Raw genomic sequence first — 16,561 nt, 5'->3', positions numbered from 1 at the left:
TGGCCGGTAGTGATTGCGAGGAACATATTGCGGGGATACAGACATGCCTTCATTCGGGCCAATGTCCACGCTAGGATAGCTCGGCCCGCCGGAGGCTCCAAATCATCGGTTGACATTCAAAAGGCAACGACATGCTCAAAACAATGGCAGTCGGCTTGGCCGCCTTGATCGCCATGTATGTTCTGGGCGGCATGAGCGCGAGACATGAGATCTTTCCTTGGCCACAACTTTCCGCGCTGAAGAAAATGGTTGGCGGAGAGAAGGCGGCGGCTCCAAGCCGTTATACGTTCGACGACAACGAACGACTGATCGGGGATGAATCAAAAACGCTTGTGGCCTGCCCGCCTCAGACTGACCGAACTGCTGTCTTACTCATTCTTGGCCAATCGAACGCGGCCAACTACGGTGGACAACGGCACCGCTCGAATTATGGCGCTCGCGTTGTAAACGCCTTTGACAAACGCTGCTTCATCGCGGCGTCGCCACTTCTTGGATCGACCAATACGAGGGGAGAGTATTGGACGCTTCTTGGGAACAATTTGATAGCATCGGGTCAAAATGACAACGTCATCCTCGCACCTCTCGCATATTCCGGATCTGAGGTCGCACGATGGGCGGCAGGTGGTGACTTCAATCCCGTGCTAGTCGATACAGTGAAACAGCTTCAGGGTTCCGGTTACCGGATAACGAACGTCCTCTGGGTGCAAGGAGAGGCGGACCTCGTTATGGGCACCACTGCGAAGGCCTACCAGGAACGTTTCATGTCGATGGTTGACACGTTGCGTCAGCACGGCGTCGAAGCACCCGTTTACATTTCGATTGCATCGAAATGCCTCGAACCGAGCAACGGCGGCTTCAAGGAGCATATTCCAGACAATGCGATCGTACGGGCGCAACTGGCCCTGTCAAAAAGCAGCCATGGTATCCGAGAGGGGGTAAATTCTGATGCGTTACTCGATGGAGACGACCGCTACGACGATTGCCATTTCGGGGGCACAGGCGGGGAGAAAGCGGCCCGGGCCTGGCTGAATCTTCTGCGCGGCGATCGCCATCTGGAAACCTCGCAATAGTCATGCGTTGGAGCCTGAACAACGCTGTCGGTACAGGCCCGGCAGGCGTATTTGGGACGGCGGTGACGAGGACGCGTGCACTGCGCTGGAACGACGCCCAACCGTTCGGACACGTCCTCGCCAAGCCATGCAAGCCTCCGCCGCAGAGCAGATGGGGGCTTTCCGGCTCGATGATCTCCTCGATACGAGGAAGATGGACGGGCCGCAATTGGCGGCGCGTGTTTTGGGGTGCTGCTTGCCTGAAGGGCTATCGGCCTCGGCTCTGCATGAACGGTCGCGATAGCTGTCTCAAGGTCTTCCACCGCGAGATCCCTTCGCTTGTCCATGGAAAGGCGATCACAGATCAGGGCGGCGAGAACAATGTGGGAGCAGAAGACGGACCGCTCGATGTGCTATCGCGTGTACGTCGTGAATCAAATGCCGAACTTGCGACTGTCAGCACTTCTTGTTCTTGAGATCGTGCCTGCCTCGGCAAGGACGCTCCTCCAAACAATGAGCATACCAGGCGAAGGCGCGTCCGCGCCGGCGCCAGTTCGCGCACGGCTTGACCGGTTAAAAGGGCAGCCGCAGGAGGGTTAGCGGAGCGCCGCTCGGGAACGAGCGGAACCCGGGACCGACTGCCCCCGGCAAGCCGTTCCGCTTGGGGTGTACCGGCGATCCCCTCGCCTCACCTGCCCGGCCTCGCCAACGACCTCGCGATATCGACAATGTCATCGCGCGAGGCGGTTGGGTCGTCCTTGCTCCACGCAACACCGAGCCCGATCCTGAAGTCGATGCCTCTGACAGCCTTCAGTTCGAAGTCCCGGTTCGGCAGGCCCTCGGTCCATTCCGGCGCAAAGCCGATGCCAAGGCCTGCCGAGACCAGCGACACCAGTGAATAGGTATCATCGCAGCTATAGGCGATGTTGCGGGTCAGATCGTATTCCTCGAACTTCTCGTTGAAGTACCGCTCGGTGTAGGAGAGGTTCTTGCGATTGAAGGCGATGATCCTTTCCGAGCGCAGGTCGTCGATGGCGATCTCCGCCCGCTCCGCCAGCCGGTTGCTCCTCGCCACCGCCAGCAGATACCGCTCATGGGCGATCGAGGAGAAGCGCAACGAGCCGATGTTTTCCACCGGCCGGATGAAGCCGAGATTGATCTGGCCGTTTTCCAGGCCGCGGATGATGTCGCCGGTATTGCCGCTTGATATATGAATGCGGATATCCGGGTACTTGCGGGCGATCTTTCCAAGAAACGCCGGCAGCACGCCGGTGGTCGCCGGATAGACGGTACCGATCCTGATCTGCCGGATCGTCTTGCCGGCCACCGCCCTGGTGATCTCGGCACTCAGATCGACCTCGCTCAGGATCCCGACGCAGCGTTCGTGGAAGATCTCCCCTGCCCGCGTCAGTTCCACCCGCCTGGTCGAGCGGATGAACAGCGGACAGCCGAGTTCCCGCTCCAGCGCCTGCACGTGATTGGAAAGCGCCGGCTGGGCGATGCGCACCTTGGCGGCCGCCCGGCCGAAATGCAGTTCCTCGGCCACCGCGACGAAGTAGGAGAGCTGCCGTAGTTCCATGAATGCCCTGTCCCGACGACGTCTCACGCCGCCCTCGCGCTTCAGCACTGAGCTAGGCTATAGTCGCCGTTGATAGAATCAGCTCGCGCGGGAGGTAGCCCCCGCAAAGTGTGTATACGACGCAAAAATCGCCATGTCAAGGCGAATTCGATATGGGGAAGCGATTTTGTTGCCTATTCAGTGTAAGATGGCGCGAACCGCGCTGGAGATGGGCGTGAAACAACTCGCCGATGCAGCCGCTGTCTCAACAAATACGATCGTGAGATTTGAGCGCGGCGAGGATCTGAAGCCGAGGACAATCGCAGCCATTCGGACAGTTTTAGAAGAAGCAGGGGTTATATTCCTCGATGGCGATTACTCTGGGGTCGGTGGTCCCGGAATTCGGTTGAAGGCAATGGAATGACGCACGGCAAGTCCACAGCGCTGGTCGAACTTATAGCGCGGTTCGAATCCGCTCTTCACGCGTTTTGTGTGCCCATGATCTCCTGCAAGACGTCCCGAAGTCGTGCGTCCTTGGCCGATAAAATGGCGTCTCGCAGTTTCAGGAGGCTGGGCGCATTGACAGAACGTCTCATCCGGAGCGATCGAGTGTTTTTCGAGCAGGACCGTCGCGTCGGCATCGTTCAGGGCATCGAACGGGCTCAGCGAATACTTCGAACAGACCGGCAATCAGATGCACGGTTTACCGCCGTCGCTGAAGTTGAGGTGGCTGGCGTGCTCCTGCAAGCCAGCCACCTCACTCGTTGACTTTCCTGACGAGGCCTGGAATGTGGCGCGACATTTCCAATAGAAGGCGCGACCTGTCAGGTGGCCTCGAGGATCATGTTGAGGGGCGTCTGGGCTGCACGCCGGATATGAGTGAAACCGCCTGAGCGGATCACCTCGGCCAATCGCCGCTCTCCCGCTTGCGCACCGAGTGCCAGCCCTGTCTCCTGCGCAAGCGAGGTCGGAACGCAGATCATCGTCGAGGCGGAGTAATAGAGCCGTCCAACCGGATTGATATTCTCCTCCAGCGTATCTCCGGCCATTGGTTCGACCACCATCCACGCACCGCCCTCCTTTAACGCCTTTCGGATATGAGCCGCAGCGGCTTTCGGGTCGCCCATGTCGTGCAAGCAGTCGAAGCAGGTGATCAAATCGAAATCTCGCCCGTCGAAATCCTGCGCCCTGCCGACCTCGAAGTGCAGGTTCGTCAACCCGTGTGCCTGGGCGTGCGCGGAAGCAGCGGCGATCGAGCCCGGATGGAAGTCGTAGCCCACGAACCGGGAATTGGGAAACGCCTGCGCCATCAGGATCGTCGAAAGCCCGTGCCCACATCCGACGTCCGCCACCTTCGCACCCGCTTTCAACCTGTCGGTGACACCGTCGAGCGCCGGCAGCCAGTCCTGCACAAGGGCATTGACATAACCTGGGCGGAATAGCCGCGCGACGGCGCAGAACATGCAGCCAGCCTGATCGCCCCAGGCAACGCCTCGGCCGGTTTTGAAGGCGGACTGCACCTTCGGCTGGTTTTCGACCATCGCAGCAGCGGTATCGAATGCGCCGATCAGATTGACCGGGCTGTCCGGCTCGGCAAACACGAAGGCCTGTTCGGGCGTCAGCGAGAACAATCCTCGCTCATGGTGCACATAACCGGAGGCGGCCTGTGCCGCCAGCCACTCGCGCACATAGCGAGGTGCGCATCCCGAGGCATCGGCAAGTTCGTCGGCCTTCACCGGCCCGGTCTCCTTCAGCGTCCTGTACAGCCCAAGAGCATCCCCGATCCGGACTAGCGGCACGCTGACCGCTCCGCCAAGATCGCCAAGGACGCGGCCCACGAGTTCATTGAGCGTTGTTTCGTTGATTTCCGTCACGTGAATTCCTCCCAGTGCACGGATGGCGTCCTGCCATCCGTAACGCCGAGGATGAAGCTTGCCGTCTCGGCGGGCATGAGGCGGTTGTCCCGCGTCTGCGAAGAAATCCCGCTCCTTGGAGGGACACATGTCCCATTGGCATCGGAGGAGGTCTATCCACCTGCAGAAGCGGGACTATCGGGAGAGCGCGACGACGATCGCTTGCGAGCGGCTATGCACGCCGAGTTTGCTGAATATCACCGACAGCTGGTTTCGCACGGTCTTTGCACTCTTGCCAAGCCGTTCTGCGATCGCGCGGTTGTCTAGCCCCTCCGCAACGAGGTCGAGAAGGGCGGCCTCGGCGGGTGTCAGACCGGCCTCACTGACCGCACGCGGCCGCACCGACCGATCCTGCCCGAGAAAGGCAGCAAGTTCCGTTTGAAACACCTTCCACGCGGGCTCGTCCGGCAAGAGCACATGGTTCTTGCTCTCAAGCGGCACGAAGCTCGCGCCCGGAATCGCGGCGGCGAGCTTGCAACCCTGATCAAACGGCACGCGCATGTCACCGCGGCTGTGTACGATCAACGTCGGAACGCTCAGCATCGCCGCAAGATCCAGCACATCGATCCCCTGCATCTGCCAAAGCAGTTGTGCGGCGACGTCGGCCGTTGCCGTTTGCCGCTCGAGATCGCCCCACCAGCGATGCTGTTCAGGCGTGCCGTCGGGGATAAAGAGATTGGTGAAGAACCGGCAAAACGCCGGATTGTCGCGTCCCCAGCCGACGCGAACGAAATTGACAAGGGTCTCGGCTTCCAGCCGCTCCGCCTCGGTCTGAGCTCTGGCGCGGGCACCCTGACCATAGGCGTTCAAAAGCACCAGATGCGATACTCGCTCGGGATATTTGAGGGCATATGCGATAGCGAGCGCGCCGCCCTGCGAAAGACCGAGGAGGACGAAGCGCGGCTCCTCGATCGACGCCGCCACGGCAGCAAGGTCGGCGTGCCACGCTTCGACCGAGAGGTCAAAGACATGCCGGTCCGACAGGCCGCAGCCGCGCGGATCATAGCGTACAAACCGGTTGTGGGCGGACAGTGCCTGGAGCCACGGCCGCCACACCGGGCTTTCGAGATCGTAATCGACATGGCTCAGCCAGTGCGCCGCCCGCAGGATCACCTGACCCTGCCCGCAAGAGGCCATGGCAATACGGGTGCCGTCCTCGGCTGTAGCGAACCGTATGGTCTGACTGAGTTTCATCGGTCGAGAATATCGCAGCCGACGATCGCATAACAGACCTATCTCCTACGGGGGCGATTCCAATTGATCCAGCGATGGCCTGTAGTTTGTGAATTTCATGATATGCCCAGTCTATGCGAGGATAAGGCCGGCAGCTTTGCCTGCCGCAGCCATGACGGCAGCGTTGGTGTTGCCGCTGACGATCGTTGGCATCAGAGACGCGTCTACGACCCGCAAGCCTCGTGTACCCCAGACCCTGAGGCTGGAATCCAGGACCGCATCTGGGTCGCTGTCTTGACCCATCTTGCACGTGCCGACAGGGTGATAGCCGGTTTTAACAGTGCGCTTGCAATGAGCGGCGAGGGCCTCGTCACTTGTCGCGTCCGCGCCAGGGAATATCTCTTTTTCGATCAGCTCACGCATGGGGGACGCTTCGAGAACCGTCCGGGCGAACCGGAACCCTGCAATGGTCAGGCGCAGGTCATCGGGATGGCCGAAGATCTGGGTGTCGACGATCGGGTTTTCGAATGGATCGCTTGAGGCCAACGTCACCGATCCTCTCGCCTTTGGACGAAGCAGAAGCGAGTTGATCGTGACGCCATCACCGGGTTCGGTGCCCATGACGTCCCGGTCCAGGTAGACGGTCGGCACACAGAACATCTGGATCGTCGGTCGATCGTTATTGCCGTCAGGGTCGTAGAACGCGCAGGTCTCCACCCCAGTCGTCGACACCGGACCCGTCTTGAACATGAGATACTGCAGCCCAGCTTTGATCATCGGCCAGCCTCGGTCCGCACCGTAATAGCCAAACGCCCCCTTCGTGGTTGCAACGACCGGGCACTCGTAATGATCCTGCAGGTTTTTGCCGACGCCAGGCAGCACGACTTTCTTCTGGATATTATGCTTGGTGAGTTCGTCATCCGGTCCAACACCAGAAATCATCAGCAGTTTTGGCGTCTGGTAGGCTCCAGCGGCAAGAATGATCTCCCCCGCGCTCGCGGATTTCCGGCTCCCGTTGCGTATGTAATCGACGCCAGTCGCGCGATCGCTTTCCATCCTGATCGAGGTGACGGTCGCTTCCGTCTCGATGGTCAGCAGCGGATCGCTCATCACCGGTGCGAGGAAGGCATCGACGGCGCTGGACCGCCTTCTGGTCTTCCAGTCTATGGTATGCTGCATGAATCCGACGCCAAACTGATGTGCGCCGTTGAAGTCCGGGTTGTAGGGGATTCCCATGGCTTGCAGGGTTTTCACGTAGGTCCGTGTCATCGCACTTGTGTGTCCAAGATGTGAGATCTTCAGCGGCCCGCCGACACCATGGAAGTCGCCGGCAAGATGATCATTGTCCTCCTGCGCCTTAAAATATGGAAGCAGGTCGCCGTAGGACCAGGCGCCGTCATTGGATCCTTTCGGCGTGACCAGTTCGTTCCAAAGATCAAAATCCGCCTCCTGTCCGCGCATGTAGACCATCGCGTTGACGGCACTGCCGCCACCTAGAACCTTGCCCTGCGGCACAATGGGACCACGGCCGTCCAGTTGGGGCTGCGGCTTGGTTTGATGCATGGCGAGATATGTGTCTTTGGCAAGGAACTTCATATACCCGGCTGGAAAGCTCATGATCGGATTGGCTTTTGCGGGTCCGCGCTCCAGAAGCAGGACGCGCGCCTTGCCCTCGCGCACCAGTTTCTCGGCGACGACGCAGGCGGAGCTTCCTCCACCAACGATGATGTAATCGTAACGGTCACTCGCAGGCATTGGGAACTCCGTAATCGATATCAGATGCTGGAGGGGCGCATGTGGATGCTGCCAGAGATGGCTTCACCGGATTTCAAAACCTTGAGACCGCCAAGGTCGGGCATATTGTGGCCGTTGGCCAGATGGCTCATCGGCTCAAAGCAAAAGTAGTCACGCTTGAAGCTCGTATCGAAAGTCGTATCTGATACGAACACAAAGGCGTGCTTGAAAATGGCGTCGGCAGTTAAGTGGAGCGATGTATTCCGCTCCGGCCAAGTGATGAGTGCTTCACCACTCCAATCCTCGAACCCGTTGTTGACCCAATGTTGGGGCAGCGACGCCGGAGAACTAAAATCCAGCTCCTTCGGTATTTCGGTCTGGTGGCCTGGCAGCCATCCTTCGACTTCCGTCCAAAACTTGCGAGCCGGAGCAAGCAACGTCGTCTTCGGCGTCATCGGAAAGTAAGGATGCCAGCCGAGTCCGAACGGCAGTGAGCGTTGGCCACGATTTTCGACCGCAAGCGTCATGGTCAACCCTTGTTCGTCGAGGGCGAAGCGCTGCCGGGCTTGGTATTCGTATGGGGTGCCTTGGCCCTCGTGGGCGAACACCAGTTCAACCGACGTCGGTGTCCTCCGTCCGATAGACCAGTCCGCCTGCCAGCCTTCGCCGTGCAGATAGTGCTTGTCCCAATCCGTGTTCAGGCGGAAGTGATAGTCGCTTCCTTCAAACGAGAATTTATTGTCTTTCACTCTGTTGCCGAATGGCACAAGCGGGTAGCAGGAGGAGCTAAGCGCATCGACGTCGTCGGACAGGCAGGGACGCAGAAGCGCTGTCCTGGCCGACCCGACATCTCGCCAAAAGCCGAGCACAAGCCCTCCTCTTGTCGAGACGCGAAGAGACAGCGGCCCAGCCTCAAGGCTTACAATGGACATGAGATCAGCTCTTGTTACGGGACATGCTGCGCTTGATCGCCTGGATGTTGGCGAGCACCGCGATGACGATGATCAGACCGCGCACAACCTGCTGGAAGAAAGGATTGATGCCAAGCAGGACAAGGCCGTTACCGATGAGGGTGATAACGAGCACGCCCAGAAGCGTGCCAAGCATCGAGCCCCGCCCGCCAGACAGCGAAGTTCCTCCGACCACGACTGCTGCGATAACGTCGAACTCGAGGCCGGTCGCTGCGGTCGCGTTGCCCGATCCTAGTCGTGAGAGCAGGAGAATACCGGAAATTGCCGCCATTGCACCGGCGATCGCAAACAGCGCGACGCGTATCTTGGAAACACTGATGCCGCTCAGAAACGCTGCGTGAGCATTACCGCCGATTGCGAAAACGGACCTGCCGAAAGGTGTCTTTCGGCTGATGAAGGTGAACACCGCAAACAAGATCAGCATGATGATTGCGGCAGGCGGAATGCCAAGAAACGAACGATCAAGGGCGTCCAGGGTATCGTTGCGACCGATAGAAACGGGCAGCGCATCGGTCACGAACAATGCAGTCCCGCGAAGAGCACTCCACAGACCGAGCGTGCCAACGAAGGACGGGACATCGAAGTATGCTCGCAGAGCTCCGGCGATCGAACCAAGCATAGCACCGACCAAAATCGCAAGCGCGAAGGCGATCGGAGTCGGAACGCCCCACTGAAGCAGAAACGCAAGCACGACTGAAATGAACGCCACCATCGGACCGACGCTGACGTCGATTTCACCTGCAATGATAATGAGCGTAGCCGCCCACGCAGCGATCCCGATCGTAGCCGCGTCTCGGAGGATATTGATCTGGTTATTGAACGAAAGGAAACCGTTCGCGGTGGCTGTAAAAACGACGTAGAGTATTACGATCGCAACGAACAAACTGAGTTCGTTCATATGTTGCGACAACGAGAAACGAGATCTTGTTCCTTCGGTCGCCGATTCCGACTTTGCAGTCTGGTCGAGTGACATATCGCGTCTCTCCCTCAATGTCCGGCGATGCAGGCGGCCATCAAGGCGTCCTGATCGATCTTGGGTGATTTGAATTCTTCCTTGAGGGTCCCGTCCCTGAGGACCAGCACTCGATCGCAGACGAGCGGCAGTTCCTCAATCTCGCTGGAAACGAAGATCACGCTCCGCCCTTCCGCTGCAAGCTGACGAATGATGGCGTAGATCTGAGCCTTCGCTTCGACGTCCACGCCTCTGGTGGGCTCGTCTAGGAGCAGGACGCGGCTGTTGGCGTAAACCCATCTGCCGATAACGACCTTTTGCTGGTTTCCGCCCGACAGCGTGCCGATCGGGGTGTTCGTCTGGGCTGTCTTGATATGCAGGCGCTGGATCACCTTGCGGGTGGCATCCGCCATCATCTTGGCAGATAGGGTTCCGTGCTTGCTGACGCCGGCAAAATTTGTCGAAAGCGTATTCTCGTCGACACCGAGAAGAGGAACGATCCCCTCTTCTTTCCGGCTTTCGGGCGTATAGGCGAAGCCCATGGCAATCATTCTTTTGTACCGGCCGGGTTGAGCGGCCTGACCGTCGACGAGGACTTGCCCGTGATCGTAGGAGCGGACGCCCATGATTGCCTGAAGGAGCTCTGTCCGCCCGGAGCCTAGAAGCCCGGCAATCCCGAGCACTTCTCCAGCCCTGAGTTGAAAGGAAACGGAAGTCAGCTTGGGCGCCAGGGCGATGTCTCGAACTTCCAGAACGGTGTTCTCTTGGCTTCGATTGTCCAATGCCGCTGCCTTTGAAGCCTCGGCGCCAAGCATGAGCCGAACGATCTCTCGAGTATCGGCGCCCTTGACGTCGACAGTATCGATGATGCGCCCATCGCGCATGATCGTGGCTGAATGCGCAATCTGGCGGATCTCGTTCATTCTATGGCTGACATAAATGACCGCGATGCCTTCCGAAGCGATGCGGGTCACCGCCGCCATCACCTTCTCGGCTTCGGCGGCCGCAAGCGAACTGGTCGGCTCGTCGAGAATGACGAGTTTCGGCCGTCCAAGGAGGACGCGAGCAATCTCGAGGAGCTGGCGCTCAGCCGGGCTCAGGCTTGCAACCAGGGCATTGGGGGTACGGTTGAGCCCTAGTCGTCGCATGGCCGCGGATGCTTCCGCTTCCATGTCGGCGTATTGGATGACACCGCCCTTCCTCGGCCAACGGCCAAGGAATAGGTTTTCCGCAAGCGTCATGCCAGGAACGAGACTGAGTTCCTGGTAGACGACCCGAACACCCTTTTCGAATGCATCCTGAGCGCGGCTGGATCCCGAGTGTCGCAGTTCCTCGCCGTCGATCATCACGGTTCCGCTATCGGGGATTTCAGCTCCAGTGAGGAGTCTGATTAGCGTCGATTTGCCCGCGCCGTTCTTGCCAAGTAGCGCCCTCACCTCTCCGGCCGCTACTGAAAACGATGCGTTGTCGAGAGCTAGCACGCCAGGATATTGACGTGTGCACCCCGCAATCGATGCGATCGGATGGGAAGCGAGTTCGGCCGTTCGCGATGTCTGTGTCATTCAATTTCCACCTTCGAAAAGGCGCCGCCGGTCGTCCGGCGGCCTCGACGCTCGTGACTTGGGAGGTGAGCTTACGGAATGCCGTCGGAGTGGGCCTTCAGCCACGCCTTGCCGTCTTCGGAAGATTTGTAGAGATCGATGTTGTAGGCAACCTTGATGCCTTCCGGCGGTTGCCCGTCGATCGACTTGATGGCCTGAGCGAGCGCAAGCTTCCCGAGACCTTGGCCGGAGATATCGACAACGGCCTTTATGACGGTGAAGTCGGCCAGCTCCTGAGCGATCTCGGTCGTCATGTCGCCACCGAAGACGACAACCTTTCCGGTCTTACCCTGGCTCTTTACCGCACGAGCGGCACCGAGTGTTGCACCACCTGCCTCGCCGAAAAAGGCATCGATATCAGGGTTCGACGACAGCATCGTGCTTGCTACCGAAACCGCCTTGTCAAGGACAGCGCCTTCCTGGTTTGCGACGATCTGTGCGCCTGGGACCTTTGCCTTCAGTGCCTCCTCAAAGCCCTTGCGGCGAGTCACGCACACCTCCACGAATTCGCAGTTAAGGACGGCGATCTTCGGCGCATCGTTCTTTTCCGCGATGAAGTAGTCGGCTGCAGCATCACCAAGCTTGTGACCGAAATCATAGGGATCGCCGACAGCGTAGGCCGAGATATATTCCTTCATGTCGGCGTCGTTGAGGCATGTGTTGTAGCAGACGACCGGAATGCCGGCTTCATGAGCGCGGCGGATCGCGCGATTCGAACCATCGGCGGAGACAGGCGATACGATGATGGCCTGCACGCCCGACGAGATCAGAGAGTCGATGAACGAAGATTCTTTGCTTACATCACCCTGAGCGTTGGTCTCGACGATGTCCAGCTTGCGGCCGGCATCATTCGCGCCGGTCTGGATGCCTTTGCGAACACCTGCATAAAACCCCTGAGCATCCATGTAGATGGCGCCGACCTTCAGGTCCTTGTCTTGCGCGAAAGCTGACGTGGCATGTGATCCAGCAATTGTGGTGAGCGCCAGGATCGCGGCGCGTACGATGAGCTTCATTGCTCCCTCCCGTTATCTTCAACGACAGGCTCCATGGCGGAGCCAACCGACCAGGCGAATTTAAGTTAGGTATGATTATTGTCAATATAAATAGGATTTATTTTTTTAAAGATATGGCGGGCGGCTCTTTTCGTGTGCTACAACCCAATTGACGCGGCGCACAGAAACAAGGCCTGAAAAAGAGTTTCCGGTCGTCGCAAGTTTCGGATAAGCCGCAATAGGGGTTATGGGAGGCAGCCAGTGACAATCTCACGCAACGAGTGGAAGCTCACCGACGGGGGCATCGAGATCGCATCTCGCGGCAAGCGTTCCGTTCGCGAGGCATTGCTCTCCAAGTTCGTAGAACGGATTGTCTCCGGCGCGTTGCCTGAGGGTTCTACGCTCCCCAATGAAGCGGACCTGACCGATCAATTCGGCGTCAGCAGAACGACGTTGCGCGAAGCCATGCAGTATCTATCGGCAATCGGGTTGATCCGGTCCAGAACCCGAGCCGGAACCACGGTGCTTCCGCGAGAAAACTGGAACTACCTGGATCCGCTCGTTCTTGACGTAATGCTTTCCCTCGGTGGCGATGAGTCCTTTTATACGTCACTGATCGACGCCCGTCATTTGCTCGAACCCGCCGCTGCGGAGCATGCGGCAACAAAGGCAACCGCCAAACAGCTGGCCCGAATTGCCCAGGCATTCGAGGACATGGTCGATGCAAACGCCCGTGACAACGAGGAATGGAGCCGGGCGGACCTTGAGTTCCACACAGCGATCATCAATGCCAGTGGTAACTGGGTCTTCAGGCAGTTTGCGAGCGCCATTCGTGCCGCCCTCCTTGCGAGCTTTCGCCTCACGAACCGCGCCAGTCAGTCTCACGAACAGGCCATTCAAAAGCACCAGGACGTTCTGGAAGCGATACGCGTTCGCGATCCAGTCGCAGCCAGAAAGGCGATGGAAACCTTGATCGGCGTTGCGAGAGCGGAAATAACGGACGCGCTTCGAAAGAACAAAGGGAGCCGCTAAGGCAACAAGAGTGCTTCGCTCAGCGATGGGAGAAGCTGGATTCAACGCGCGAGCATGCAGGCGCCGCCACGGGAGGCCTTCGCTCCCATCCCAAGCCCTGTTCATCGGTCTGTCGTCTCTAATTCAGGAGGCGATCATAGTTGCGGCAATGACGGCGGTCGCTGTCCCAAACGATCGTCGCACCTGCTAGCGCTTGAGTACGAAGCGAAATCACCGCAACGTGACGCTGTACCTCCGTTGACTGTCGCTGAGCTCACGGTCTTGTGGCAAGAGCCAGGAGGCCATCGTAAAGCGCGGTGGCAATCGGGTCGACATCCGGTGCCTCCTGATGGAGGCGGACGAGGATCGGTCTCAGCCAGTTCCTCGATGCCGGAGCCGACCGGTTGAGCTACCGCAGCATTATCAGCGGCAATAGCTTTTCAAGATCCTTCGGCGAGCAGTCATAGTGCCGCCACAGAATTCAGCCCAATCAAGCTTGTTCAACAAGCGGAAGGCGACAAGATGAGATTGCTGGCTCTCGTGGCTGCGGCCTTTTTGCTGACGGTCTTTCAGACTCAAGCCCAGATCTATGGGCCGTATGACGGATATGACGACTTTGACGGATCCGGTTACGACGATCCATACAGCCCCTATCCGCCACCACTCGATTACGATCCAGCGCCTCCCTATCAAGAGCCCCTGCATGATCGCATGCAACCGCCGACAGGACGTGCAAAAGGAACCATCGAAATCGTGACGAGCGAGCATACGCTCATTTACACCACCCCTTGGGGCGAGCAATTCGCTTACCCCATCGCGGTCGGCCGTGAGGGCAAGCAATGGTATGGATCTACGCGGATCGTGTCGAAGCGAGCGCATCCTGAATGGCGACCCACGGCCAGCATGCGGCAGAAGAACCCTCGGCTTCCAGCGGTGGTGAAGCCCGGCCCCGCCAATCCGCTTGGAACCCGCGCGATCTATCTCGCCGATGGCCTGTTGCGCATCCACGGCACCAACGACCCCTCGTCTATCGGCACCAACGCGTCGAGCGGGTGCTTTCGAATGTACCGTCAAGATGTTGAAGAGCTTTACGAGATCGTGCAGCCGGGAACGAAGGTCATCGTTCGGCGCTAACTGTAGCCGATCGATCGCTGATGGACCTCTGCGGATTGGCGTTGGAATCTAACTCTCGATACGCAGCTTGCGCGCCAGGGCCTGAAGTTCCTTGAACCCTTCGTAACGCTTGTCATGAATATGAGGGATCGGCCCTTCTGATAGCAGGAATGTCGTTTCGACCGCCGAGAGTGTCGTCATCGCTTCGCGTACATCCGCAAACAGACCGCCGGCGACAGCGCCCAGGATGGCGGCCCCCAGGAGCACCGGTTCCTCAGCCTTTGTCGCGATGACCGGCTTACCGCTCGCATCGGCAAGCAGCTGGCGAACGAAATCGTGCTGGCCGGCGCCACCGCTGATGACGATGTTTTCAATGGTAACGCCCGCATCGACCTGCGTCTCGATGATCTGCCTGAGGCCGTAGCCGATACCGCAAAGCCCTGCCACGTAAAGAGAGACCAGGCTGCCGATATCGTCCTCCATCCCGAGACCAGCAATGATTGCGCGGGCATGCGGATCGGCAAAGGGCGCGCGGTTGCCGAGGAACTCGGGAACGACGTGCAGTCCGCTCGCAAGCATGACGGCGTCGGAAGAACGGCCCGCCTTTCGGGCGGCCATATCTGCGAGCAGAACCGGCAGCGGAACGCCCGCCCTCTTCGAAAGCTCCCGCGCTTCCGCGGCAGCCGGATGGAAGGAGAGCAGTTGGTCGATCGCCGCGCCTGCCGCACTCTGGCCACCCTCGTTCAGCCATAGTCCTGGCACCATGGCCGAATAATAAGGCCCCCAGACGCCGGGCACGAAAGACGGTTCAGCTGTCGATGTCATGGTGCAGGAGGAAGTGCCGAAAACATAGGCCAGATTGGCTTGTGGATCGGTACCGATGCCAACGGTTCCTATTCCGCCCGCATGGGCGTCGATCAGTCCGGCAGCGACGGGCGTTTCCGGCTTCAGGCCGAGCTCGCCGGCTGCAGCCGCGGTCAGTCCTCGACCGAGGGCCGAACCGGGCTCGACGATAGCCTGCCCGATGCGGGCAAACTCTTCGTCGGCGAGCGTGCCGAGGCCGATCTGATGAAAATAATCGCCATCCCAGCGCTTTTCATGGGCGAGATAGGTCCACTTGCAGGTGACCGTGCAGGTCGAACGCGACAGATCGCCGGTCGCCCGCCAGGTCAGGAAATCTGCAAGGTCGAAGAATTGCCATGCGGCATCAAAAACCTCAGGGCGATTTTCCCTCAGCCAGAGAAGCTTGGGCGTTTCCATCTCAGGCGAGATACGGCCGCCGACGTAACGCAGGACGTCATGGCCAAGCGCATTGATGCGCTCCGCCTGCGGCACGGCTCGGTGGTCCATCCAGACGATGATGTCCCGGTTCGGATCTTCCGAGGGTCCGACGGGAAGCGGCTTGCCGCCTTCGCCAAGGACGACGAGCGAACAGGTGGCATCGAACCCCAGCCCCATGACGGACGCCGGATCGACCCCGGCCGAGGAAACCACCTCGCGCACTGCCGCGCAAACCGCCGCCCAGATCTCGGTGCTCGATTGCTCAACCATCGAACCCGGTTCGTGAAACAGGGTGATATTCCGCTTGGCGGACGCCAGCATCCGGCCAGTCAGGTCGAACAGGCCGGCGCGGGCGCTGCCGGTGCCGACGTCGACGCCGATGACATGTTTGGCATCTGCTTGCGGCGTGCGAGATGTGTCGCTCATGGTCTCTCCTTTGAAGTCGGCAAGGATCAAGCTAACTGCAGTCTGGGCCTGTGTTTACAGATCCACGCTATTCGGCAGAATCACCAGATCGCGGACAGTTACATTACGCGGCCGCGACAGCATGAAAAGGACGGCGTCGGCCACTTCTTGCGGCTGCATCAGACTGCCATTGGCCAGCGCTTCCTCCATTTTCGCCTTCGGCCAGTCGTCGAGCAAGGCCGTGATGACAGGTCCTGGCAGCACCGCACCGACGCGCACGCCGTGCTGCGCCACTTGCCGGCGCGTGGAATGGACGAAGGCCTGAACTGCGAATTTCGAGGCTGTGTAGATCGGCTCCCACGCGACCGGCACGACGCCCGCGATCGAACTCGTAAACAGGATGTCGCCGGACTTCTGGGCAATCATGTGCGGCAGCACCGCATGGACCGAGCGGAAGGCCGCGTTGATATTGAGATTGAGCATGCGGTCCCAGGCATCCGGGTCGCCATCGACAACAGGACCGCCAATATAGGCGCCGGCATTGGCATGGAAGATGTCGAGCCCGCCGGCCGTTTCGAGAATGCGAGGCAGTATGCCAGAGACCTGCTCTCCATCGAGAAGGTCGACGACGAGCCGCAGAGCACCTGAACCGATCTCCCTGCAAAGAGCTTCGAGTTTATCCTCCGCCCGGTCGATGAGCACGACTGTTGCCCCCTCGCCATGGAGGATCCGGGCGCAAGCCAATCCGATGCCCGACGCGGCGCCCGTAATGGTGGCAACCTTGCCTTTCATGAGATCAGTCATGAGG

15 protein-coding genes and 1 pseudogene are annotated in these 16,561 nt (G+C 59.5%); 5 read left to right on the top strand and 11 right to left on the bottom strand.

Annotated elements, in window-relative coordinates:
- Positions 1-131: 131 nt before the first annotated feature.
- On the top strand, positions 132-1,070 hold the full coding sequence (locus tag AC244Q_RS32540; protein WP_012760137.1) for a sialate O-acetylesterase: 939 nt from the start codon (positions 132-134) through the stop codon (positions 1,068-1,070).
- 8 nt (positions 1,071-1,078) lie between these two features.
- On the opposite strand, the pseudogene AC244Q_RS32535 reads toward AC244Q_RS32540, so the two are convergent.
- Together AC244Q_RS32535 and AC244Q_RS32530 are read right to left on the bottom strand one after the other, a co-directional pair.
- Positions 1,079-1,381 (bottom strand): annotated as a pseudogene (locus AC244Q_RS32535) (IS66 family transposase zinc-finger binding domain-containing protein); the annotation flags it as partial.
- A gap of 356 nt (positions 1,382-1,737) precedes the next feature.
- Positions 1,738-2,628, bottom strand: coding sequence for a LysR family transcriptional regulator (locus tag AC244Q_RS32530; protein ID WP_012760138.1), 891 nt, complete (start codon positions 2,626-2,628; stop codon positions 1,738-1,740).
- A 187-nt stretch (positions 2,629-2,815) separates the two neighbouring features.
- On the opposite strand from AC244Q_RS32530, the gene AC244Q_RS32525 reads away from it, so the two are divergent.
- Positions 2,816-3,031 (top strand): transcriptional regulator, encoded by a 216-nt coding sequence (locus AC244Q_RS32525; RefSeq protein WP_171815749.1) that lies wholly within the window; start codon positions 2,816-2,818, stop codon positions 3,029-3,031.
- 155 nt (positions 3,032-3,186) lie between these two features.
- Positions 3,187-3,375, top strand: coding sequence for a hypothetical protein (locus tag AC244Q_RS32520; protein ID WP_128407259.1), 189 nt, complete (start codon positions 3,187-3,189; stop codon positions 3,373-3,375).
- A gap of 56 nt (positions 3,376-3,431) precedes the next feature.
- Here the strand turns inward: AC244Q_RS32520 and AC244Q_RS32515 are convergent, their stop codons facing one another.
- The 7 genes from AC244Q_RS32515 to AC244Q_RS32485 form a co-directional block, all read right to left on the bottom strand.
- Positions 3,432-4,481 carry a class I SAM-dependent methyltransferase gene (locus AC244Q_RS32515; RefSeq protein ID WP_012760140.1) on the bottom strand — a complete coding sequence of 350 codons (1,050 nt, stop codon included), beginning with the start codon at positions 4,479-4,481 and terminating at the stop codon, positions 3,432-3,434.
- Between the two features lie 174 nt (positions 4,482-4,655).
- Positions 4,656-5,714, bottom strand: a complete 1,059-nt coding sequence (locus AC244Q_RS32510; RefSeq protein ID WP_128407260.1) for an alpha/beta fold hydrolase — start codon at positions 5,712-5,714, stop codon at positions 4,656-4,658.
- A 111-nt stretch (positions 5,715-5,825) separates the two neighbouring features.
- Positions 5,826-7,448 (bottom strand): GMC family oxidoreductase, encoded by a 1,623-nt coding sequence (locus AC244Q_RS32505; protein WP_012760142.1) that lies wholly within the window; start codon positions 7,446-7,448, stop codon positions 5,826-5,828.
- 20 nt (positions 7,449-7,468) lie between these two features.
- Positions 7,469-8,359 (bottom strand): aldose 1-epimerase, encoded by an 891-nt coding sequence (locus AC244Q_RS32500; protein WP_012760143.1) that lies wholly within the window; start codon positions 8,357-8,359, stop codon positions 7,469-7,471.
- Between the two features lie 4 nt (positions 8,360-8,363).
- Positions 8,364-9,371, bottom strand: a complete 1,008-nt coding sequence (locus AC244Q_RS32495) for an ABC transporter permease (RefSeq protein WP_012760144.1) — start codon at positions 9,369-9,371, stop codon at positions 8,364-8,366.
- Between the two features lie 14 nt (positions 9,372-9,385).
- Positions 9,386-10,912 carry a sugar ABC transporter ATP-binding protein gene (locus tag AC244Q_RS32490; RefSeq protein WP_012760145.1) on the bottom strand — a complete coding sequence of 509 codons (1,527 nt, stop codon included), beginning with the start codon at positions 10,910-10,912 and terminating at the stop codon, positions 9,386-9,388.
- Between the two features lie 71 nt (positions 10,913-10,983).
- A complete protein-coding gene (locus AC244Q_RS32485; RefSeq protein WP_012760146.1) occupies positions 10,984-11,964 on the bottom strand; it encodes a substrate-binding domain-containing protein in 981 nt (326 codons plus the stop codon).
- A gap of 240 nt (positions 11,965-12,204) precedes the next feature.
- Here AC244Q_RS32485 and AC244Q_RS32480 point away from each other — a divergent pair, with 240 nt between their 5' ends.
- Both AC244Q_RS32480 and AC244Q_RS32475 read left to right on the top strand, forming a co-directional pair.
- The gene (locus AC244Q_RS32480; RefSeq protein WP_012760147.1) at positions 12,205-12,975 is read left to right on the top strand and encodes a FadR/GntR family transcriptional regulator; all 771 of its coding nucleotides are present in this window, start codon (positions 12,205-12,207) and stop codon (positions 12,973-12,975) included.
- Between the two features lie 501 nt (positions 12,976-13,476).
- Entirely contained in the window at positions 13,477-14,088 is a 612-nt protein-coding gene (locus AC244Q_RS32475) for a L,D-transpeptidase (protein WP_012760148.1), read from the top strand.
- Between the two features lie 48 nt (positions 14,089-14,136).
- Here AC244Q_RS32475 and AC244Q_RS32470 read toward each other — a convergent pair whose 3' ends face one another.
- Together AC244Q_RS32470 and AC244Q_RS32465 are read right to left on the bottom strand one after the other, a co-directional pair.
- Positions 14,137-15,774: an FGGY-family carbohydrate kinase gene (locus tag AC244Q_RS32470; RefSeq protein ID WP_128407261.1), complete on the bottom strand. Its 1,638-nt coding sequence runs from the start codon at positions 15,772-15,774 to the stop codon at positions 14,137-14,139.
- Between the two features lie 54 nt (positions 15,775-15,828).
- Positions 15,829-16,557, bottom strand: coding sequence for an SDR family oxidoreductase (locus AC244Q_RS32465; RefSeq protein ID WP_128407262.1), 729 nt, complete (start codon positions 16,555-16,557; stop codon positions 15,829-15,831).
- Positions 16,558-16,561: the final 4 nt, after the last annotated feature.

The sequence above is a fragment of the Rhizobium sp. CB2179 genome (assembly GCF_057653455.1).
This window is presented reverse-complemented; position numbering and strand designations above follow the sequence as displayed.